This window comes from Absiella sp. AM09-50 (assembly GCF_003433845.1).
Taxonomy (GTDB): Bacteria; Bacillota_I; Bacilli_A; order Erysipelotrichales; family Erysipelotrichaceae; genus Hoskinsella; species Hoskinsella hominis.
In genome coordinates this window covers 99,220-119,222 of sequence record NZ_QVFI01000004.1, presented here as the reverse complement: position 1 = coordinate 119,222, position 20,003 = coordinate 99,220, and the positions used below count along the sequence as shown (strand labels likewise).

The window sequence follows — 20,003 nt, the reverse complement described above, 5'->3', positions numbered from 1 at the left end:
AAAATGAAAGTATTTAAAAAATTAAGTATGTTATTCGTTGCGGCAGCAATGATGATGACAACAGTTTCAACGGCGTTTGCCGCTGAATCAAAAACAGAAAAAGGAACTATAGCGATTCATCGCGAAGGAGCATCATATGATGTTTATAAAGTTCTTGATGCAAAAACAAAGACAATAGGTAGTGAAGATATTGCTGTTTATACAATTAATAGTGATTTTACTAATTTCTTTGATGGAACACATGGTGGATATACTTTTGATGCAGATAAGGGTATTATGTTAGGTACAGAAGTATTAGCATCAGCTGATCAATTGTTAAAAAATGATGTAAAAAACTATAATCAAGATCCTAAAATGCAATTATTTACACAAAAACTTTATGATTATATTTATACGATGAAGATTACTCCTTCTACATTAGCTGGAGTAAGTGATGATGCAAAAGGATCTTCTATTGATCAAGGATATTATTTAGTTCTAGAGAATACCGAGACTATTACTAGCACTTCTAATAGTGGGCGAGTTCCATCACTTGCGATGCTTATCAACGTCACAAAGAATAAAGAAGTGAATATTTATCCAAAAGATTCAGAGTTAAATATTACAAAAAAAGTTGAAAATGCTGATTATAATATTGGTGAATTAAATATTCCTCATAAATTTACAATAGATTCTACAGTTCCAACATATGCAGCAAACTATAAAAATATTATTTATAAAATTACCGATACAATGTCAGATGGTTTAACGTTAGATAAAACTTCTATTAATGTTAAAGTTGGCGAAATCATGGTTATTAAAAATGGTGTTGTAGTAAATCCAACATATTTGAAAGATGGTGGTTTTACTAGTGAATCTAAAGTAGTTGATGGCGCAAATGTTACTTATACAACTTTTGATTTTAACTACGATGAGTTACGTAAAGATGCTCAATTAGGTGTTGATGTTAAAATTGATTATTTGGCTAACATTAATGAAAATGCTGTGGCTTATAATCCAGAAACTAATACTGCAGAATTACACTATACAACTAAACCAGATGGAACTGATTCAGGAATTAAAGATGAGACAGAAACTTATACTTATGCTCTTGACTTACTAAAAGCTGATGGTAGTAATCATGATAGATTATTAAAAGATACTGTGTTTGAAATTAAAAATAGTGACGGTAAGCTAGTAAAAGAAGTAAAATCTGATGAAAATGGTAAAATCTCTTTTACAGGTTTAGCTGCAGGAACATATACAATTGAAGAAATACATGCTCCAAGTACAGAATACGCATTATTGACTGGGCCTATCACAATTGATATTCAAGAAGACTCAAAGAATAAAGGTAATTGCATAGTCTCAATTGTTAATATTGATGAAGAAATCACGACTAATCCAGTAGTAAAAGATGGTACTATTTCTTTCACTATTTATAACTATAAAGGGATTAACTTACCAGAAACTGGTGGTATGGGTACAACAATCTTCATGATTGGTGGTGCTGCATTAATCGCATTAGCTGGTGTAATGCTAGTAGTTTACTCAAAGAAAAGTAAAAAAGCGTAAAATTATGATATAATGCTTATACGAGCCGATGAGTAATCATCGGCTTATATAGCAATAGTATATGGGAGTGTGCTGGAATGAAAAGACGTATAATAATGGGACTTATCATTTTAATTATGATTTCTGGAATAGGCTTAATGGTCTATCCTAGTTTAGCAAATTTTATTAATAACCAATTTGCCATTTCAACAATTGGTGATTATACCAGTAAAGTTGAAAATTATGATAAAGAGGAAATTGATAAAATAATGAAACAAGCCTACGATTATAATAATTCATTACCTGGAGCATTTCCTGCTGATCCTTTTAGTGGAAAGAATATATCTAGAAAATCCATGGATGAATTTAAAGATTTTTTCATGGTTCAACCAGGTGCAATGATTGGATATATTGAGATTCCAAAAGCTGATATATATCTTCCGATTTATTATGGAACCAGTGATGATGTTTTGAATAAAGGTGTAGGCCTAATAGAAAATTCATCATTACCTGTTGCTGGAGAAAGTTCTCATGCTTTACTTTCTGCACATACTGGCTTACCTTCGCAAGAATTATTTACAAGAATAGAAGATTTAAAAAGCGGAGATGTTTTCTTTGTTCATACGATGGATCAGGTATTTGCATATAAGATAAATCAAAGAAAAGTTGTTTTACCTGAAGAAACAGAAGATTTACTGATTCAGAAAGATAAAACATATGTAACGTTAATTACATGTACACCATATGGTATCAATACGCATAGGTTACTTGTTCGTGGTGAATATGATCCTAATTTTGATTTTACATCAGAGGAATATACTTCACTTTATACTAAACATAAGAATGACTGGTTATGGATGGTAATTGTCAGTGGCTTTGCTATAGTTGGCATTGTAGGCTTTATCATCTTCAAAAAGAAGAAAAAAGAAAGCAAAAGAAAGGAAGGACTACAAAATGAAGAAACTAAATAGTATAACAAGATTATTAGCGGTTGCATTCATGTTCCTTACTGTATTTGCATTGCCAGTTAAAGCTGCTGAGAATGGTTCAATTACAATAGTTGATAAAACTCATGAAGGAGAGTTGTTAGCTGATATTGATGTTCAACTTTATAAGGTTGCGGAATTTACTGATAACTCTAGAACACATATTGTTTTGGATGATACTTTTAAAGATTTTGAGCTAGATTTAGATAACTTGATATCATCTGGTGATGCGGAAGAAAGTGCTCGTCTTTGTGAGAACTTTATCGCGGGACATTCTATACAGCCTTTAGCTGCAACTGTAACAGATCAAAATGGAAAAGCAGTATTTTCAAATATCAATGATGGTATTTATTTAGTAGTACAGAATCAAAGAGATGCAAGTAACTATACAGTTACTTCTACACCATTTTATGTACAAATGCCAAATGTAGACAAAGATGGTAATGTAAATTATCAAGTTACGACTTATCCTAAAAATGGAGTAACTTATCCACAAGAAAGCTATGATATATCTGTAGTGAAAATCTGGAAAGACAACAATAATCGTGATAAAACACGCCCTGAATCTATTCAGGTTGGGTTATATGGAAACGGTGAATTGAATGAAACAGTGACATTAAGTGATATCAATAACTGGTCATATGCTTGGAATGATTTATCAAAAGATGTAAATTGGGATGTTCAAGAAATTGAAATTCCAGATAATTATCGAATGAAAAGTGAAAAGAATCAGAATCAATTTATTATCACAAATCAATTGGTTATTCATAGAGATACAATCACACATGGTATGATTGAAACTGTGAAGGGTGATAAAACAACAGTGAAATCCGTTGTTACAGGTGATACAACAATGTTAGGATTCTATGTAGCGTTGTTTGCATTCTCTGGATTGATGATTCTGGTATACGCAAAACATTGTAAAAATCAAAATTAAAGGAACGCGGAATGCGTTCCTTTTACTTTGATTTTGATACTTGTTCATACATATGTTTGGCATCATCAATATGCTTATGATCACTTAGTGGTTCCCCTGGTGCTTTGGCTGATATAAACATATATAAGTGTCCATCTTTCATTTTGGCTACACTGACAAGGCAACATTCGGCTTCTAGTGTATAACCGCTTTTTCCCCCAATGATTTCTCCTCCATCAAAGGATAGGGAATCTCCATAGAGTAATAGTGTACTTTTGAATTTTAATTTGATAGATGGTATTTCATACTTTGTGGTTGTTAAGACTTTTTGAAATGCTGTATTGATCCAGGCATGTTTCATCATTTGTTTGAGGTCCTGCATAGTTGTGTAGTGGTTATCATCATGTAGGCCTGTGGCATTCATGAAGTGGGTATTGACCATGCCATAGGCTTTTGCTTTGTTGTTCATTTCTTGTACGAAGCTTTTCATGTCACCACACAGGTTGTTTGCCAGTACATTGGCTGCATCGGCACCACTTGGAAGGACAAGGGCATATAATAGATCTTCATAGGTGACTTTATCACCTGGCTGTAAGCCTGCAACACTTGCGTTAGCTTCTGCTAAACCTTCTAAGTCTTTTTCTGTGACGGTTACTTTTTGATTTAAATCATTGATATGATCAAGTGCTACTACACAACTCATTATTTTGGTAAGTGAAGCCGGATAGATTTTTTTATCGGCATTTTTTTCATATAAGATGCTTTGATCTTCTAAATCAATCAATATGGCATAGGGACTGTTTAGTTTGATGTCTTTGATTCCCTGTTTGATATTATTTTGGGTTGTGATGAGTTGTTCACTTGGTGTTGGTAGTTGTGTATTTCCTTCGTTGAGTTTATTTGGGAAGAATTTTCCCATAATAAAGAAGCTGATATCGCCTATGAGTAAGGCAATGATAATGACAAGCACCACATACCATCGCTTTTTATGTATTTTCATTTGTATATGTATCCTTTCTGTTTCGTATAAAAAGTGTACCCCTTGAATGAAGTGGTGTCAATACAAGAAAGATACGCTCCTTAAATTTTTCTTACTTTTGGATTAATGTAGGACATGTATTAGGGAATTTGTTATAATAAAGAAGAATAAGGTTTGGAGGGATTAGATGGCTACGACAATTTTAGTTTTGGATGATGAAAAAGAAATTGCCGATCTGGTTACGTTATATTTAGGAAATGAAGGCTACCAGGTCGTTACGTTTTATGATAGTGAAAAAGCATTAGAGTATTTAAAGCATCAACGTGTGGATTTAGCAATGCTAGATATCATGATGCCAAAGATCAATGGCTTTGAGATTTGTAAATGGATTCGTGAAAAATATACGTTTCCTGTTATCATGTTGACAGCGAAAGTGGAAGACATGGATAAGATACAGGGATTGTCTTTAGGTGCGGATGATTATATCACAAAGCCGTTTAATCCTTTGGAAATGGTCGCAAGGGTAAAGGCACAGCTGCGCCGTTCACAGAAGTATAATCAGGCACAGAATGAGAATGTGAACATTATTGATTTTAAAGGTTTGGTGATTGATAATGATTCTCATCAGTGTACGCTGTATGATAAGCCGATTTCATTAACACCGATAGAATTTTCAATTTTATGGTATTTGTGTAAGAATAGAGGAAAAGTGGTACCGAGTGAAGAATTATTTGAGGCTGTTTGGAAAGAGAAGTATTTTGACAGCAATAATACGGTCATGGTACATATTCGTCGATTACGTGAAAAAATGCATGAGCCACCTAGAAATCCGAAGTTTATTAAAACGGTATGGGGCGTAGGGTATAAAATTGAAGAATAATACGTATCGAAAGTTAAGAAAAAGGCTGACCGTCCTTTTTCTTTGTTGTAGTTTTGTGGTGCTTGGTGCTGTTTCGATACTGATTGCCATTTTAAGCTATAGTGCAGGGTATTATGGCAATCAGGGGGCACTTACGACATCAGACTTCCTGATGTTCTATTTACAGCATGCCTGGGAGGTCAATTTGTTTTTGTATGTATTGGCTTATGTTTTGTTTTTATACGTCTTTATCGGGCTGTTTTACCGCAATATGAACATTTTAGTATCTGTGTTGGAAGGTAATACGGTAGATAAGGTGCCATTTTTCTTTCGCTTGCTGCCAGAGTTTCAGATTGCGAAGGATAAAGTAGAGGATATGATTGCGAAACGAAATGAAAGTAAGCAATTATCCATACAGGAAAAAGAACATAAAAATGAATTGTTGATGTATCTGGCACATGATCTAAAGACGCCTTTAACAAGTATGATTGGATATATTAATCATATACTGGATCATCATGTAGACGGGGAACAGATGGAAAAAAGTCTTTCCATTGCAAATGAAAAGGCACATCGATTAGATGAATTGATTGAAGAATTTGAAGAAATCCTTCGATATGATGATAAAGTGAGTATGTTAGATGCATCGCCTTTGGATATTTGTGCATTGATCAAACAACAGGTGAATGGATTTTATCCATTGATGGAAAAGCGTGGCATCAAAGCACAGGTGGATATTCCAGAGATGCTGGAAATTGAAGCGGATTATGACAAGCTGCAGCGTTTATTGGATAATTTAATGCGTAATGCGATTACATATAGTGATTCTGATTCCATTATATATATTCATTGCAGGGAGGATGAATCACAGATTACTTTAGAATATCGTAATGATGGTGAAGAGATAGATGAAGAGGCAGTATCCCATTTGTTTGAGAAGTTTTATCGTGCTTCTACCGCAAGAACAAGCAGTAGCGGCGGAGCGGGATTAGGGCTTGCAATCGCAAAGGAAATTGTGGAGCTTCATCATGGAAGCATTGATGCACATAAAGAAGGTAAACAAATTGTGTTTACCATCCATTTATGGAAGAAACTGGGGGGCAAGTTATGAAAAAATATCTGAACCCTGTGAAATGGAAACTGTTTTTACGTTATATGTTGATACTGTTGATTTTTGTGATGCTGGGATTATTTATTGTCTATATGTTTGATGATGTTTTAAATGGCCTAATCATTGATGTATTACAGTTGATCAATGGAAATCCATTTGAAACCTTTAGTAAGCTGTTTAAGATATTCCTGCCTTTTATTGTGGCTTGTTTCTGTTTCATCCTTGTATATTTCCTGTGTAAAGATTTAACGCTTTCTATGCGGACATTAATGGATGGTATGGATGATATCATGCGTAAACAACGTAATAAAGTCGTATTTCCTAAAGAAATGCGAAAGGCACAGGGAGCACTTATGAAAGTAGTGGATGAATATCAGGCATATTTGAAATCCGCTAAGAATGATGAAGAAAAGAAAAAAGATTTGATTTATCTGTTGGCACAGGATATCCGTATGCCACTTGCGAAGATTATGATGTATCTGGATTTTTTAGAGAGTGAACAGCGCATCAGCAGTGAAGTAAAGATGGATTATATCGTTCATGTATTAGATGAGAGTCTGCTTTTGGAAGATATGATGAATGAGTTTTTTGATATTACACGTTTTAATCTTCAGTATGCGAAATGGACACCTGAGGAAATGTTTATGGATCGTATGATGGAACAGGTGATTGATGAGTGCTACTATATGGCAGAGGATAAAGCAATGCAGATCCGTCTGGTTCAGGATTCGCATTTGTCTTTGTATGCGGACAGTGCGAAGGTAGCCCGCGTCATGCGAGATTTGATCAATACAATGATCTATGTAGGAAACAAAGGGGAAGTGATAGATATTTCCCTGCGTCAAAGAAATCATGATTATTTTGTGCATATGCAGGTGGATGGACCGCATTTTCAAAGTGATGTGATTGCTCATATGTTCCATAACTTTTATCGCTTAGAGGAAGTCAATGATGCTTCTAAAGGACATGCGATGGGACTTGGAATCGCAAAACAGATTATCGATATGATGAAAGGTAGTATCCGGGCGGAGTCCATTGGAAAACGATTTAGCTTTTATGTGAAGATTCCGGTGCATGAAAAGCCTGAGGATGATATAATAAAAAGTGGTGATAAGAATGAAAGCAGAAGTGAACGAAAAGTTTCCTGTAGAAATTGAGGCAGATGGAACGATTATGGATTTTGTGGATGGCGAATTTGTGTTCGTTATCAAGGACCAGGAATGGACAGATTTTGAAAAGACAGCACTTCGTCGTAATGAATTAGAGATTGATCTGGTGGTAAAATATGATATTCCCATGTTTTTGATTACTGTATTGGATGCAATTGATACCAGTGATTTTATTTTCAATATTCATGAACATGAGGAGCCTTCTTTGATATTTGAAAAAGAATGTATGCCATGCTCCATCTATTTGATTGATGACAAGAATATGGTAGCTGGTGTAAAACATGTGACGTTGAGTAAAGAAGGTACAGGAATATTGTTAACGCAACTGAAAAAAGTGCAGGAAGCACCTTATCAGGAAGCGGAATTTGATTGTAATTTGGAGGGTATTCAGAATACATGGGAGCCATTTGAGTTACAGGAATTCGCAGTGATGAAGGAAGTATTTCATTAGTACATATAAGGAAAAGGGCAATCCTTATAACCATTAGGATACAGATGTACGCAATTCGTGTACAAATGTATGCAATTATTGGAATATAGGGATTGTACTTTTTTTTGTTATACAGTATAATATTACTTAATCTGAACAGGAGGAAAGAGAATGAGAGCAGTTGTAAGTGTAATTGGAAAAGATATGGTAGGGATCCTGGCTAAGGTCAGTACCGAATGTGAAAAGGCAAATATGAATGTGATTGAAGTATCACAGTCATTACTACAGGATATGTTCGCAATGATCATGTTGATCGATATTACCAATGGTAATACTTCCCTTGCTGATTTTGCAGCACATATGGAAGAAAAAGGCAAAGAGTTTGGCATGATCATTCATGTAATGCATGAAGATATTTTCAATGCCATGCACAAGATATAGGAGCGTGGCGTTATGATTAGTGCACATGAAGTATTAGAAACAATAAAAATGATTGATGAAGAATACCTGGATGTACGTACGATTACCATGGGTATTTCTTTATTGGATTGCGCAGATAGTGATATCGATAAATCCTGTGAGAAAATCTATAACAAGATTACCCGTCTTGCGAAAGACCTGGTAAAAACCGGTGATGATATCTCAAGAGAATATGGTATTCCTATCATCAACAAACGTATTAGTGTTACGCCGATTGCCATGTTGGTGGCAGTGAGTGGCGGTGACCCTGTGAAATATGCGCTTACTTTAGAGCGTTGTGCACAGGCTGTTGGTGTAAACTTCATCGGTGGATATTCTGCCCTTGTACAGAAAGGCTGTGCTGCAGGAGATCGTGAATTGATGGAAAGTATTCCAAGAGCTTTAGCACAGACAGAACATGTATGTGCTTCTGTCAATATTGGTTCTACAAAAGCAGGTATCAATATGAATGCGGTAGAATTAATGGGAAGAATGGTAAAAGAAGCTGCAGAGCTTACTAAAGATGATAACTGCCTGGGTGCTGCAAAACTAGTAGTGTTCTGTAACGCACCAGAAGACAATCCATTTATGGCAGGTGCATTCCATGGTGTAGGGGAAGCTGACTGTGTGATCAATGTTGGTGTCAGTGGACCTGGTGTTGTTCGTGCAGCACTTGCTAAAGCACCTAAGGATATTCCGATGAATGAAATTGCGGATATCATCAAGAAAACCGCATTTAAGATTACCCGTATGGGACAATTGGTAGGATCTCTTGCCAGTGAACGTTTAGGCGTACCTTTTGGTATCGTTGACTTGTCTTTGGCGCCAACACCTGCCATCGGTGACAGTGTTGCTTATATCCTTGAAGAAATGGGACTTGAAGGCTGTGGTGCTTATGGTACAACAGCGTGTTTGGCAATGCTGAATGATGCAGTGAAAAAAGGCGGTGTCATGGCTAGTAGTACTGTTGGTGGTTTATCTGGTGCATTTATTCCTGTCAGTGAAGATGCTGGAATGATTGCTGCTGCCAGAAAAGGTACCTTATGTATGGAAAAACTGGAAGCAATGACTGCTGTATGTTCTGTAGGTCTGGATATGATTGTCATTCCTGGAGAAACCAAACCAGAAATTATTTCTGGTATCATTGCGGATGAGGCAGCGATTGGTATGGTTAACTCAAAAACAACCGCTGTACGTGTGATTCCGGCAATCGGAAAACAGGTTGGCGATGAATTAGAATTTGGTGGTTTATTAGGAAGTGGTCCTGTTATGAATATCAATCAGACAGATTGTTCTGTTATGATTCATCGTAAAGGAAAAATTCCTGCGCCAATTCAAAGCTTGAAAAATTAACAAATGAAAAGACACCTTTTTGCGGGTGTCTTTCTTTTATACTAAGGAGAAACCTCCATCTACCAAAATCAACTGTCCCTGCACATAACTGGATGCATCAGATGATAGATATATAATTGTTCCATTTAATTCCCCTTTTGCACCTGGACGATTTGCTGGTACCTGATAGGAATAGCTCTTTAAGAATTCCTCAGATTTAAATAAAGTATTCTCTGTCATTTCAGATTCAAATAAGCCTGGACCAATAGCGTTTACGGTAATACCATATTGGCCATAGCTGCAAGCCATACCAATGGTTAATCCTTTTACAGCGGCTTTACTTGCATTATAGGAATGGCGGATAAACATATCGTTTTTATCTGCGACAACAGCGTTGACACTGGCCATGTTTACAATCTTTCCATAATGGTTTTTCATCATGGTTGGGAGGGCATATTTACAAGCCAGGAAGATGCCTTTTACATTGACATTAAATGATTTATCCCAATCGGCTACTGACATTTCATGTACACCACCACGTACGGCTACACCAGCATCATTTAACAAAATATCAATGGTGCCATAGGTATCCAATACTTCTTGCATGGCTTGTTTTACACTTTCTTCATTACTGACATCACAGGAAACGGCCAAAGCACGTCTGCCCAGTGCTTCGATTTCAGCTTTTACTTCCTCTAATTTTTCTTTTCTTCGCGCAAGCAATGCGACATCTGCGCCAGCTTTTGCATACGCAAGAGCTGCATCTTTACCAAGACCTGCACTTGCACCAGTAATAACAGCAATTTTACCACTTAAATCAAATAGTTCCATAATCACACCTCCATTTATGTATTCTATATCTTTATCTTATGGTCGATGTAAGCGTTACACAATATACAAATAGGGCAATTTGGCTAAGTTTTTAAGTAAATTATACGAATTATAAGAATTATGACGCAAAAGATTATATAACTCTTACAAAATGTGCTAAAATAATAAACGTTGAGAATAAAAAAGAGGAGAGAAACATATGCTTGAATTACAACATCTGTGTTTTGAAGTAGATGGAAAAAAGATTGTAAATGATATAAATCTAACGATAGCGGATGATCGTTTTACGGTAATCACCGGACCAAATGGTGGAGGTAAATCCACACTTGCCCGTTTGATTATGGGAATTGAATTTCCTACATCCGGAAAGATTTTGTTTGATGGAGTGGATATTACCAATATGCGCATTGATGAACGTGCAAAACTACATATTGGATATGCTTTCCAGCAACCACCACGTTTTAAAGGTATGAGTGTACAGCGTTTATTAACACTTGCTAATGGTCACAACATGAGCAAGGAGGAATGCTGTGAGATTTTAAGTGCTGTAGGGTTATGTGCAAATGATTATATCGATCGTGATGTCGATGGTTTTTTATCAGGTGGGGAAGTAAAACGTATTGAAATCGCAAGCTTACTGGCTCGTGATTTAAAGCTTTCTATATTTGATGAACCAGAAGCCGGCATTGATTTGTGGAGTTTTGCGAAACTGGTAGAAACATTCCAGCGTCTGCAAGAGGAACGTAAACAATCTATTATTCTGATATCACATCAAGAACGCATCATGCAGCTGGCGGATGAAATCGTGATTATTGAAAATGGAAGTATTAAAAAGAAAGGCAGTAAGGATGAAATTCTGCCATCATTGATGGATGAATTTGATTCCTGTGCTTATAAAAAGTAGGTGAGCATAATGGAACAGATGGAAAAAGATTTATTAAAAAGCATTGCGGATATCAGCGGCTTTATGCCAGGCAGTGCCTTTAACCTTAGAAAAAATGGAGAAGGCGTGGAACGCCATTCTACACCAAATGTAAAAATTGTCACAAAAGAAGATAAACCAGGCATTGATATTATTGTGAAGGCATACACTTCTGGAGAAAGTGTGCATATCCCAGTAATTTTAACAGAAAGTGGCATCAATGATATGGTCTATAATGATTTCTATATTGAAGAAGGCGCAGATGTGGAAATTATCGCAGGCTGTGGTATCCACAATGATGGCTGTGATACTTCCCAGCATGATGGTATTCATACTTTCCATATTGGTAAAAATGCGAAAGTGAAATATGTAGAAAAACATTATGGAGAAGGAAGCGGCAGTGGAGAACGTATTTTAAATCCAGTGACGATTATTGATATGGAGGAAGGTTCGTTTGCGCAGATGGATATGAGCCAGATCAAAGGCGTGGATTCCACTATGCGTAAAACAGAAGCCAATCTTGGTCCAGGTGCAAAGCTTGTGATCAATGAAAAGCTGATGACACATGGACACCAGCAGGCACATAGTGATGTTACCGTCAACCTGAATGGAGAAGACAGTGTTGTACAGATTGTATCTCGCTCTGTAGGCAAGGATACATCTATACAGGTATTCCATCCTATTGCGGTAGGAAATAATCGCTCACGTGCACATATTCAGTGTGATTCTATCATTATGGATCAAGCGAAAATCAGTTCAATTCCAGAAATTGCCGCAAACCATGTGGATGCCCAAATCATTCATGAGGCAGCTATTGGAAAGATCAACAGCGATCAGCTGATCAAGCTGCAGACCCTTGGATTAACCAGTGATGAAGCGGAAAAAGAGATTGTGGATGGTTTCTTGAAATAAGCCGTATGCAGGTATTCTATATAAGAATATCTGCTTTTTTGTATATAACTATATTATGTTAAAAAAATAAAATTTCCAAAAATTGACGGTTTTCTTCTCATTATGACAAGCTTGTGATAAAATTGTATTGTCTAATGAGGTTAATGAATATGACAAGATTAAAAGGCGATAAACGATTAAAAAACTCGATATATATATTATCTATTCGACATGGGCTGATGCAATCCATACCATTTTTGATTTTGGGTGCATTTTCTTTATTGTTGAGTAGTTTTCCATTGGATGCTTATCTGGATTTCATTGGATCTTTTCATCATGGCGCAATCGTCAATATATTAACAACTGTTTACAATGTAACGTTAGGTTCTATTGCATTATTATTGATTGTCAATATTTCCTATTCATTTGGAAAATTGACGGGTGATGACCATGTATTTTTTTATCCTGTCACCGCTTTGGTTTCTTATACAGGATTCTGTGGTGGATTTAAGGAAGGCATATCTATATTTAATCCAGAGTGGGTATTTACTTCTATGGTGATTACCTTGCTGTCCTGTACATTGTTTCGCAAAGGTATGGCATATGGAAGCAAGATGGAGAAATTACATACAGCCGGGGCAGAATATTTATTTAATAAATCAATTCAGGCGATTTTTCCTGTTGTATGTAGCGTGGTAATATTTACCTCCCTAGGAGGAATCATGCGTGCGCTGCTTGGAGATATCAATATCACAAACTTTGGCTCCTATTTCTTTTTAACATTGTTTAATAAAGTTGGAAAAGGAATTTGTGGGGCAATGCTTTACGTTTTCTTTGTGCATTTCCTATGGCTTTTTTGGTATCCATGGAACCAATACGATGGAAATCGTTGCACAACGTGTTTTAGAACCCGTCATTGCCATTAATAAAGAAGTTTTACAGTCAGGTTCTATCCCAACCGAAATATTCTCAAAATCATTTTTAGATACCTTTGCCTTTGTGGGAGGATGTGGTGCTGCATTATGTCTGGTTATTGCCATCCTTCTGGTTTCAAAGAAAAGTCATAATCGAAAACTGGCAAAAGTTACCGGTTTATCCGTATTATTCAATATCAATGAAATCGTTATTTTCGGTTTCCCAGTCATCTTTAATCCAATCATGCTGATACCTTTTATTTTAACACCAATCATTTTAATGTTAAGCAGTGCATTCGCAATGTATTTTGGTTTGGTGCCGGTTGTATCACATTCGGTGAAGTGGACTGTCCCAATCTTTTTGAGCGGTTATATTGCGACAGATTCTATTCGAGGCAGTTTTTTACAGTTATTCAATCTTGTATTAGGGGTATTGATGTATATTCCATTTGTAAGAATCAGTGAGGAAAAACAAACAAAAGAATTTATCAATTCCACAAAAGCCATGACAGCAGATATGGCAATGGGAGAAGCCGTTGGTATCATTCCAAGCTTTTTATCAGATTCCTATGAACATCACTTTGCCGCAAGAACACTTGCTTCCGATTTACGCAATGCCATGCAAAGAAACCAGTTGCAATTATATTATCAGGTACAGATGGGAAATGATGAACAGTTATTTGGCGCAGAAGCATTATTACGCTGGAAACATCCAGTCGCAGGCTTTATATCTCCACCATTATTGATTGCACTTGCCAACGAAGATGGCTTCCTGTATGAACTGGGGTTATATATCATTGAGCGAACATGTAAAGATGTACAGATGATGGAACAATACCGTAAACATATGGATATATCTATTAATATCTCTCCAAGACAGCTGGAAAATGAAAGCTTTGTGCAAGATGCATTAAATATCATCGGCAAATATGATATACGTAATACATGCTTGACCTTTGAAGTCACAGAACGTGCATTATTGAATACATCTCCACTCATTATTGAACGTATCCAGTTATTGCGTGCAAAAGGCATCGCCATGAGTATGGATGATTTTGGCATGGGACATAGCTCTATGATGTATCTTCAGGAAAGTGCATTTGATGAAGTAAAACTAGATGGCAGCCTGGTTAAAAATATTTCTGATAATGATCGTTCAAAAGAGATTATTACAGGTGTAATTGATATGGCAAAGAAACTAAATTATCATGTTGTTGCGGAATTTGTGGAAACCAAAGAACAGCGGGATATCCTGTCCTCTTTAGGTTGTGATATCTATCAGGGATATTACTATGGAAAGGCAATGCCGCCAAAAGATTTTGTGGAAAATTTCCTTAAGAACAAATCAGCATAAAAAACAAGACTTGTCATCATAAAGTTGCTTGTTATAATAATGCTGGAGTTGATAGAATGAAAAAGAAAATCTTATTGATTGTAATGATGGCGATGATGTGTCTGTTACCAATTGAGGCAAACAGTAAAAAGAATGTGAAACTAAGTAAATGCACGGATGGTGATACAGCACATTTTCTAATTGATGGAAAAGATAAAACTGTACGCTTTCTTGCAATTAATGCGCCAGAATACACAAAAGAAAAAGAACCTTTTGGTAAGGAAGCCAGTGAATATGTATGTAATACACTGACCAATGCCAAAAAGATTCAATTAGAATTTGATGATGGCAGTGATGAAACTGATAAATATGGCAGAGTACTTGCATGGGTATATGCGGATGGCAAATTGCTTCAGCGTGAACTTGTAAAGCAAGGTCTGGCAGAAGTCAAATACATCTATGGTGATTATGCTTATACCGATGAACTGAAAGAATTGGAAAAAGAAGCAAAAGCTAAGAAACTTGCTATGTGGAGTAATGAAACAACAAAAGAAGATGATACCATGCCATATTATCTAAGTGCAGCAGGTGGTGTTGTATTGATTATTATTGGAACATTCTTTGCGAAAGGGAAACGCAATAAAAAGAAAATGATCAAACAAGGCATGAAGCAATTGAAGCGTAAATAAAAATCCTCAAAATATGAGGATTTTTTTACATAGTTTTAATTTCTTCTGCAAGTTGTTTTCCCAGCTCCATTAATTTATCCAGATCTTCTTCACTAGGTGTATAGTTTTGGGATAACACATCATCTGTTAATAATGTGAAGCCAGCACTTTCTAAACGTGCATTGATTTCTTTTGTGACGCCATTGAACCATCCATAAGATCCAAAGCCAAGAGCTTTCTTGCCTTTGATTTTACAGCTTTTTAATTTTTCAAGGAAACCGCTGATATCAATCGCCATCACGTTGTTATAGCAGCCACTACCTACAAGAATGGCTTTCGCATCCATAAGCTCCTTCATAACCAAAGCAGGAGATGTCATAGAATATTTAAATACTTTTACACAGACACCATTGCGACCAATGCCTTCTGCCAGTGCTTCTGCCATCTGCTGGGTATGTTTCCATACACTTTCATAAACGATAACAACTTTATCTTTACTTTTGAATGTTGCGAAATCTTCATATGCGGCTAACATTTCTTCAATATACGTTCTCCAGATCACACCATGCGCTGGGGCAATCATATCAATTTCAAGATTCATATCCTTGATTTGTTTTAACTTATTTGCCACCTGTGTACCATATGGCATAACAATGTTGGCATAATAATTTTTTGCTCTATCTAAGCATTTATCTAAACCATGCGCATCATCAAACATATCATAGCTGCAAATATGCTGGCCAAATGCATCGTTGCTGAATACGATTTTTTGCTGTGCCACATATGTCAGCATATTATCCGGCCAGTGAATTAACGGCATCTCGACAAACGTTAATGTGTTTTTCCCAATATTTAAAGTATCACCTGTTTTTACTTTGCGGTAATCATAATCTTTGAAGTATTGTTTTAACATAATGCCAACACCTGCATTTGATGCATAAGGATGTGCATCAGGATAAGCCTGCATAAATTTCACAAAACCACCAGAATGATCTGGTTCTGCGTGCTGGCAAATCACATTATGAATTGGCTGATCACCAATTACAGAACGAATGCGTTCCATCATAATATCAAAAAACTCTTCTTCTACCGTATCAATTAATGTAATTTGTTCATCTACAATTAGATAGGCATTGTATGTAGTTCCTTCCTCAATTGGAAAAATATCCCCATGAAAATGGCGGCAATTGAAATCATGTACACCTACCCAATACATGTTCTCTTTAATCTGAATTGCTTGTTTCATTCATATCACCTCTATTTGAATATTGTAGTGGTTCCTGCCTGTTTTGTCCACTGATATGATTTGTATATGTTTGGAAATGCAAAAATTTGTATTATTTAACAGAAAAAGTGCAAATATTAATAAAACGAAAGCGTTGCCGTTTAAAAAAAGGAAAATGGGTAGTATAATAAAAGCAGATGGAACATCTAAGGAGGTCAATTTGATGATTATTCAAAGTAAGAGAGTGTGGGTATTAGGACAGTTTTTAGAAGCACAGGTAGAAGTTGTGGATGGCAAAATTGCCAATATTTTACCATATGGCGCAAAAACTGCAGATAAAGACTATGGTGATAAACGAATCGTTCCAGGATTCATTGACATTCATACACATGGTGCTTATGGATTTGATACAAATGATGCAGAAGAAGAAGGTCTTCGTAACTGGATGAAACATATTCCAGAAGAAGGCGTAACTGCAATCTGTCCTACAACAATAACACAGACAGAAGAAGTATTGACAAAGGCTGTCGCAAATGTTGCGAAAGTCGTAGAAGAAGGATATGAAGGTGCAGAAATCCTTGGTATTCATTTTGAAGGACCATATCTGGATATGGTTTATAAAGGAGCACAGCCAGAGCAGTGTATCGTAAAACCAGATGTTGAACAATTCAAACGTTATCAGGAAGCTGCACATGGCTTAATCAAGATCATTACGATGGCTACAGAAAAAGACGAAGATTTTAAACTTACAAAATATTGTGCAGAAAATGGTGTTGTTGTCAGCATTGGACATTCCGCTGCAACTTATGAAGAAGCAAGTATGGCAGTTGCCAATGGTGCAAAATCTATGACACATATCTTTAATGGTATGACACCATTCCACCACAGAAAACCAGGCTTGGTTGGCGCAGCAATGCGTTTTAGAGATGTATTTGGTGAAGTCATCTGTGATGGTAATCACTCAACACCAGCAGCATTAAATGATTTATTCATGGCAAAAGGCCGTGATTATACAATCATGATTACAGATGCATTGATGGTAAAAGGTTTACCAGTTGGCACAAAAGTATTATTCGGTGGCAATGAAATCGAATTATATCCAGATGGAAGTGCCCACTTGGTAGAAGCAAAGAGTCTGGCAGGATCTACATTAAAAGTTAATCAGGGATTAAAAGTACTAGTAGAAAAAGCATTGATTCCATTTGATTATGCAATTAATTCTTGTACAATCAACCCTGCTCGTTTATTGGGTATCGATGATCGTAAAGGTAAATTAGTTGCCGGATATGATGCAGATATCGTAGTATTGAACGATGACTATTCTGTAGAAATGACATACTTGAAGGGTAAAGAAGCATTCTAATAAGTAATGTAAAGGTAGGAAGCGGTGGATAACACCGCTTTTTTTGCCTTTTGGAGGGGAAAATGAAAACACATTTAGGAAAAAAATGGTATCAAAATAATTTGTTGTGCATCATCATGCTGGTCATATTTCCACCAATTGGTTTATTCCTTCTGTGGAAATATCACAGAACATGGAAAACAATGATCAGATGGGTGGCTACTGTATTATCCGTTTTATGGGGTATATTTTTTGTGGTTGTGGCAAATGGTGAAACACCAGAATCCATACATATTTCATCTCAAGATATCACAATAGAAATCAAAGACACAATATCCGTACCAATTGATGTGCAACCAGAAGGAACGCAAAATTTAGTGAAATTTCAAAGTGAAGATGAATCTATTGTAAGTTTTGAAGAAGATCAAAAACAAGAAGTGTTCACTGGAAAAATAACAGCACTTAAAGAAGGCAGTACAACGATTTTTGCGTATTATCATGATAAAGTGATCAGCAATAAAATAAAAGTAGAAGTTGTGGATACGCAAAAGCAGAAAGTAAGAGAAAAGGCTGCGGCTGATATTGATAAAAACATAGTGGCATTAGGGACGATCACATTAGAAAAACAAGAAGCTATAAAAAATATCAGAACATCTTATGATGCTCTTGATAAAAAAGGCCAGCAGTTGGTCAAACATTATACAGAGCTTGAAAAAGCAGAAAAAACAATAGAAAAACTTCAAAATGAAGAAAAACAACAGATAAAAACTGTCGAAAAAGATATTGAAGATATCGGGACAGTATCATTAAAAAGCAAAGCATCGATTCAAAAAGCACGAAAAGAGTATGATGCTTTGCGTAAGGCAAGCCAGAAAAAGGTAAGCAATTATACGGTTTTGGTAAGTGCAGAAAAGGCATATCAGGATCTGGAAACAAAAGAACAGCAAAAAGCAGAAGCAAAGCAACAGGAAGCGATAAAGAAACAACAGGAGGCAGCGGCAAAACAGCAGCAGGAAAATGAAGCTGCAGCAAAACAACAGCAGAATTCCACGAATGAAACTTATCATGAAGAACAAAACAGCCCATCGCAGGGACTTGTATATTGGACACCGAATGGTGGAAAATATCATGCAAGCTCTAGTTGTCGTACTTTGAAAAAATCAAAAACGATTATACAGGGAACTGTGGAGGAAGCAAAAGCTGCGGGCAAGGATGCTTTATGTAAAGTGTGCGGGCATTAAAACTGCCTATTTACTTATCGCTTAAAATCACGTATCCTAATACTTGTAAGTGATTGGGAGGATATACATGAAAGATAAGATAAAAGCCATCTTTTTTGATGTAGATGGAACATTATACAGTCATCGATTTCACGATATTCCAGAAAGTACGAAAGAAACGATGATAAAACTAAAGCAACAAGGCTATAAAATTGGTATTTCTACCAGCAGATGTCGTTATGAAACAAAAAATCTGCCAAGATTCTTTCGAGAATTTCCATTTGATGCGGCCTTTTATGATGGCGGAGCACTGGTAATGGAAAAAGATCAAATGATTCATAAGGCACCCATTGATAAAAATGCTTTAAAAAAATTACTACAGATGGCCGAAAAAGATCAGATACCGCTACGTTATTCTACAGTGGAAGGAGATCATTTTGCCTATCCGTGTGACTGGCAGATCAAAGACAACTTCTTTAAACTTTATTTAAATATGCCCATCGTGAAACCATATGAAGGCGAAGACGTTTTTAATGTTTTAGCATATCCAAAAACCAAAGAGCATTTGGAAAAAATCTACTCGATGCATGAAGAGGTCAATATTGTTGAACATGGAGATAAGACGATGGAAATCACGGCACAGCATATTGATAAAAGCAAAGGAGTAGCAATTATGGCAGACAGATGGAATCTGACAATGGATGAAATTGCCTGTTTTGGGGATGGATATAATGATATCGAAATGTTGAAATATGCCGGATTAGGCATTGCGATGGGCAATGGAAAAGATGCTTTGAAAGAAGTAGCGGATATTGTCTGCGATGCAATTGATGATGATGGAATTTATAAAATATGCAGAGAGCTGCAATTCATTTAGGAGGAC

At 36.2% G+C, this 20,003-nt stretch carries 20 protein-coding genes; 17 read left to right on the top strand and 3 right to left on the bottom strand.

The features are described from left to right. Positions 1 to 3 precede the first annotated feature (3 nt). The 3 genes from DW114_RS05535 (at position 4) to DW114_RS05525 (ending at position 3,456) form a co-directional block, all read left to right on the top strand. The gene (locus tag DW114_RS05535) at positions 4 to 1,554 is read left to right on the top strand and encodes a SpaA isopeptide-forming pilin-related protein (protein WP_117452868.1); all 1,551 of its coding nucleotides are present in this window, start codon (positions 4 to 6) and stop codon (positions 1,552 to 1,554) included. Between the two features lie 77 nt (positions 1,555 to 1,631). After that, the gene (locus DW114_RS05530; protein WP_117452790.1) at positions 1,632 to 2,504 is read left to right on the top strand and encodes a class C sortase; all 873 of its coding nucleotides are present in this window, start codon (positions 1,632 to 1,634) and stop codon (positions 2,502 to 2,504) included. Then, on the top strand, positions 2,488 to 3,456 hold the full coding sequence (locus tag DW114_RS05525; RefSeq protein ID WP_117452789.1) for a Cna B-type domain-containing protein: 969 nt from the start codon (positions 2,488 to 2,490) through the stop codon (positions 3,454 to 3,456). Before DW114_RS05530 ends, DW114_RS05525 begins: the two co-directional genes overlap by 17 nt. A 22-nt stretch (positions 3,457 to 3,478) precedes the next feature. Here DW114_RS05525 and DW114_RS05520 read toward each other — a convergent pair whose 3' ends face one another. Further along, positions 3,479 to 4,435: a D-alanyl-D-alanine carboxypeptidase family protein gene (locus tag DW114_RS05520; RefSeq protein ID WP_117452788.1), complete on the bottom strand. Its 957-nt coding sequence runs from the start codon at positions 4,433 to 4,435 to the stop codon at positions 3,479 to 3,481. A 166-nt stretch (positions 4,436 to 4,601) separates the two neighbouring features. Here DW114_RS05520 and vanR point away from each other — a divergent pair, with 166 nt between their 5' ends. From vanR to DW114_RS05490, 6 genes are all read left to right on the top strand, one after another. Continuing rightward, positions 4,602 to 5,294 (top strand): VanR-ABDEGLN family response regulator transcription factor, encoded by a 693-nt coding sequence (gene vanR / locus DW114_RS05515; protein ID WP_117452787.1) that lies wholly within the window; start codon positions 4,602 to 4,604, stop codon positions 5,292 to 5,294. Continuing rightward, the gene (locus tag DW114_RS05510; protein ID WP_117452786.1) at positions 5,284 to 6,384 is read left to right on the top strand and encodes a sensor histidine kinase; all 1,101 of its coding nucleotides are present in this window, start codon (positions 5,284 to 5,286) and stop codon (positions 6,382 to 6,384) included. Before vanR ends, DW114_RS05510 begins: the two co-directional genes overlap by 11 nt. Next, positions 6,381 to 7,541 carry a sensor histidine kinase gene (locus DW114_RS05505; RefSeq protein WP_117452785.1) on the top strand — a complete coding sequence of 387 codons (1,161 nt, stop codon included), beginning with the start codon at positions 6,381 to 6,383 and terminating at the stop codon, positions 7,539 to 7,541. Before DW114_RS05510 ends, DW114_RS05505 begins: the two co-directional genes overlap by 4 nt. Then, positions 7,501 to 8,004 (top strand): hypothetical protein, encoded by a 504-nt coding sequence (locus tag DW114_RS05500; protein WP_117452784.1) that lies wholly within the window; start codon positions 7,501 to 7,503, stop codon positions 8,002 to 8,004. Before DW114_RS05505 ends, DW114_RS05500 begins: the two co-directional genes overlap by 41 nt. Positions 8,005 to 8,154: 150 nt before the next feature. Next, entirely contained in the window at positions 8,155 to 8,424 is a 270-nt protein-coding gene (locus tag DW114_RS05495) for an ACT domain-containing protein (RefSeq protein ID WP_117452783.1), read from the top strand. Between the two features lie 12 nt (positions 8,425 to 8,436). Continuing rightward, on the top strand, positions 8,437 to 9,795 hold the full coding sequence (locus DW114_RS05490) for a PFL family protein (RefSeq protein ID WP_117452782.1): 1,359 nt from the start codon (positions 8,437 to 8,439) through the stop codon (positions 9,793 to 9,795). 36 nt (positions 9,796 to 9,831) lie between these two features. On the opposite strand, the gene DW114_RS05485 is transcribed toward DW114_RS05490, so the two are convergent. Further along, entirely contained in the window at positions 9,832 to 10,605 is a 774-nt protein-coding gene (locus DW114_RS05485) for an SDR family NAD(P)-dependent oxidoreductase (protein ID WP_199483501.1), read from the bottom strand. Between the two features lie 199 nt (positions 10,606 to 10,804). Between DW114_RS05485 and DW114_RS05480 the strand changes: the two genes are divergently transcribed. From DW114_RS05480 to DW114_RS05465, 5 genes are all read left to right on the top strand, one after another. After that, on the top strand, positions 10,805 to 11,509 hold the full coding sequence (locus DW114_RS05480; RefSeq protein WP_117452781.1) for an ABC transporter ATP-binding protein: 705 nt from the start codon (positions 10,805 to 10,807) through the stop codon (positions 11,507 to 11,509). A gap of 9 nt (positions 11,510 to 11,518) precedes the next feature. Further along, positions 11,519 to 12,439 carry a SufB/SufD family protein gene (locus DW114_RS05475; RefSeq protein ID WP_117452780.1) on the top strand — a complete coding sequence of 307 codons (921 nt, stop codon included), beginning with the start codon at positions 11,519 to 11,521 and terminating at the stop codon, positions 12,437 to 12,439. Between the two features lie 149 nt (positions 12,440 to 12,588). Further along, the gene (locus tag DW114_RS21595; protein ID WP_233511338.1) at positions 12,589 to 13,344 is read left to right on the top strand and encodes a hypothetical protein; all 756 of its coding nucleotides are present in this window, start codon (positions 12,589 to 12,591) and stop codon (positions 13,342 to 13,344) included. Continuing rightward, complete coding sequence (locus DW114_RS05470) at positions 13,298 to 14,686, top strand: EAL domain-containing protein (RefSeq protein ID WP_233511339.1); 1,389 nt, start codon at positions 13,298 to 13,300, stop codon at positions 14,684 to 14,686. Before DW114_RS21595 ends, DW114_RS05470 begins: the two co-directional genes overlap by 47 nt. 56 nt (positions 14,687 to 14,742) lie before the next feature. Beyond that, the gene (locus tag DW114_RS05465) at positions 14,743 to 15,354 is read left to right on the top strand and encodes a thermonuclease family protein (protein WP_117452779.1); all 612 of its coding nucleotides are present in this window, start codon (positions 14,743 to 14,745) and stop codon (positions 15,352 to 15,354) included. 25 nt (positions 15,355 to 15,379) lie between these two features. Here DW114_RS05465 and DW114_RS05460 read toward each other — a convergent pair whose 3' ends face one another. Next, on the bottom strand, positions 15,380 to 16,579 hold the full coding sequence (locus DW114_RS05460) for an FprA family A-type flavoprotein (RefSeq protein ID WP_117452778.1): 1,200 nt from the start codon (positions 16,577 to 16,579) through the stop codon (positions 15,380 to 15,382). Between the two features lie 202 nt (positions 16,580 to 16,781). On the opposite strand from DW114_RS05460, the gene nagA reads away from it, so the two are divergent. The 3 genes from nagA to DW114_RS05445 all read left to right on the top strand — a co-directional run bounded on the left by nagA (position 16,782) and on the right by DW114_RS05445 (position 19,997). Further along, a complete protein-coding gene (nagA, locus tag DW114_RS05455; RefSeq protein WP_117452777.1) occupies positions 16,782 to 17,921 on the top strand; it encodes an N-acetylglucosamine-6-phosphate deacetylase in 1,140 nt (379 codons plus the stop codon). Between the two features lie 62 nt (positions 17,922 to 17,983). Continuing rightward, on the top strand, positions 17,984 to 19,141 hold the full coding sequence (locus DW114_RS05450) for a hypothetical protein (protein ID WP_117452776.1): 1,158 nt from the start codon (positions 17,984 to 17,986) through the stop codon (positions 19,139 to 19,141). Between the two features lie 67 nt (positions 19,142 to 19,208). Beyond that, positions 19,209 to 19,997, top strand: coding sequence for an HAD family hydrolase (locus DW114_RS05445; protein ID WP_117452775.1), 789 nt, complete (start codon positions 19,209 to 19,211; stop codon positions 19,995 to 19,997). Positions 19,998 to 20,003: the final 6 nt, after the last annotated feature.

Excerpts from the sequence above, each read along its gene's own strand:
- DW114_RS05490 (WP_117452782.1), top strand. The coding sequence starts at position 8,437 with ATGATTAGTGCACATGAAGTATTAGAAACAATAAAAATGATTGATGAA.
- DW114_RS05520 (WP_117452788.1), bottom strand. The coding sequence starts at position 4,435 with ATGAAAATACATAAAAAGCGATGGTATGTGGTGCTTGTCATTATCATT.
- DW114_RS05460 (WP_117452778.1), bottom strand. The coding sequence starts at position 16,579 with ATGAAACAAGCAATTCAGATTAAAGAGAACATGTATTGGGTAGGTGTA.
- DW114_RS05530 (WP_117452790.1), top strand. The coding sequence starts at position 1,632 with ATGAAAAGACGTATAATAATGGGACTTATCATTTTAATTATGATTTCT.
- DW114_RS05470 (WP_233511339.1), top strand. The coding sequence starts at position 13,298 with ATGGAAATCGTTGCACAACGTGTTTTAGAACCCGTCATTGCCATTAAT.
- DW114_RS05500 (WP_117452784.1), top strand. The coding sequence starts at position 7,501 with ATGAAAGCAGAAGTGAACGAAAAGTTTCCTGTAGAAATTGAGGCAGAT.
- DW114_RS05475 (WP_117452780.1), top strand. The coding sequence starts at position 11,519 with ATGGAACAGATGGAAAAAGATTTATTAAAAAGCATTGCGGATATCAGC.
- DW114_RS05485 (WP_199483501.1), bottom strand. The coding sequence starts at position 10,605 with ATGGAACTATTTGATTTAAGTGGTAAAATTGCTGTTATTACTGGTGCA.
- vanR (WP_117452787.1), top strand. The coding sequence starts at position 4,602 with ATGGCTACGACAATTTTAGTTTTGGATGATGAAAAAGAAATTGCCGAT.
- DW114_RS05480 (WP_117452781.1), top strand. The coding sequence starts at position 10,805 with ATGCTTGAATTACAACATCTGTGTTTTGAAGTAGATGGAAAAAAGATT.
- DW114_RS05465 (WP_117452779.1), top strand. The coding sequence starts at position 14,743 with ATGAAAAAGAAAATCTTATTGATTGTAATGATGGCGATGATGTGTCTG.
- DW114_RS05450 (WP_117452776.1), top strand. The coding sequence starts at position 17,984 with ATGAAAACACATTTAGGAAAAAAATGGTATCAAAATAATTTGTTGTGC.
- DW114_RS05525 (WP_117452789.1), top strand. The coding sequence starts at position 2,488 with ATGAAGAAACTAAATAGTATAACAAGATTATTAGCGGTTGCATTCATG.
- DW114_RS05445 (WP_117452775.1), top strand. The coding sequence starts at position 19,209 with ATGAAAGATAAGATAAAAGCCATCTTTTTTGATGTAGATGGAACATTA.
- DW114_RS05495 (WP_117452783.1), top strand. The coding sequence starts at position 8,155 with ATGAGAGCAGTTGTAAGTGTAATTGGAAAAGATATGGTAGGGATCCTG.
- DW114_RS05505 (WP_117452785.1), top strand. The coding sequence starts at position 6,381 with ATGAAAAAATATCTGAACCCTGTGAAATGGAAACTGTTTTTACGTTAT.
- DW114_RS21595 (WP_233511338.1), top strand. The coding sequence starts at position 12,589 with ATGACAAGATTAAAAGGCGATAAACGATTAAAAAACTCGATATATATA.
- nagA (WP_117452777.1), top strand. The coding sequence starts at position 16,782 with ATGATTATTCAAAGTAAGAGAGTGTGGGTATTAGGACAGTTTTTAGAA.
- DW114_RS05535 (WP_117452868.1), top strand. The coding sequence starts at position 4 with ATGAAAGTATTTAAAAAATTAAGTATGTTATTCGTTGCGGCAGCAATG.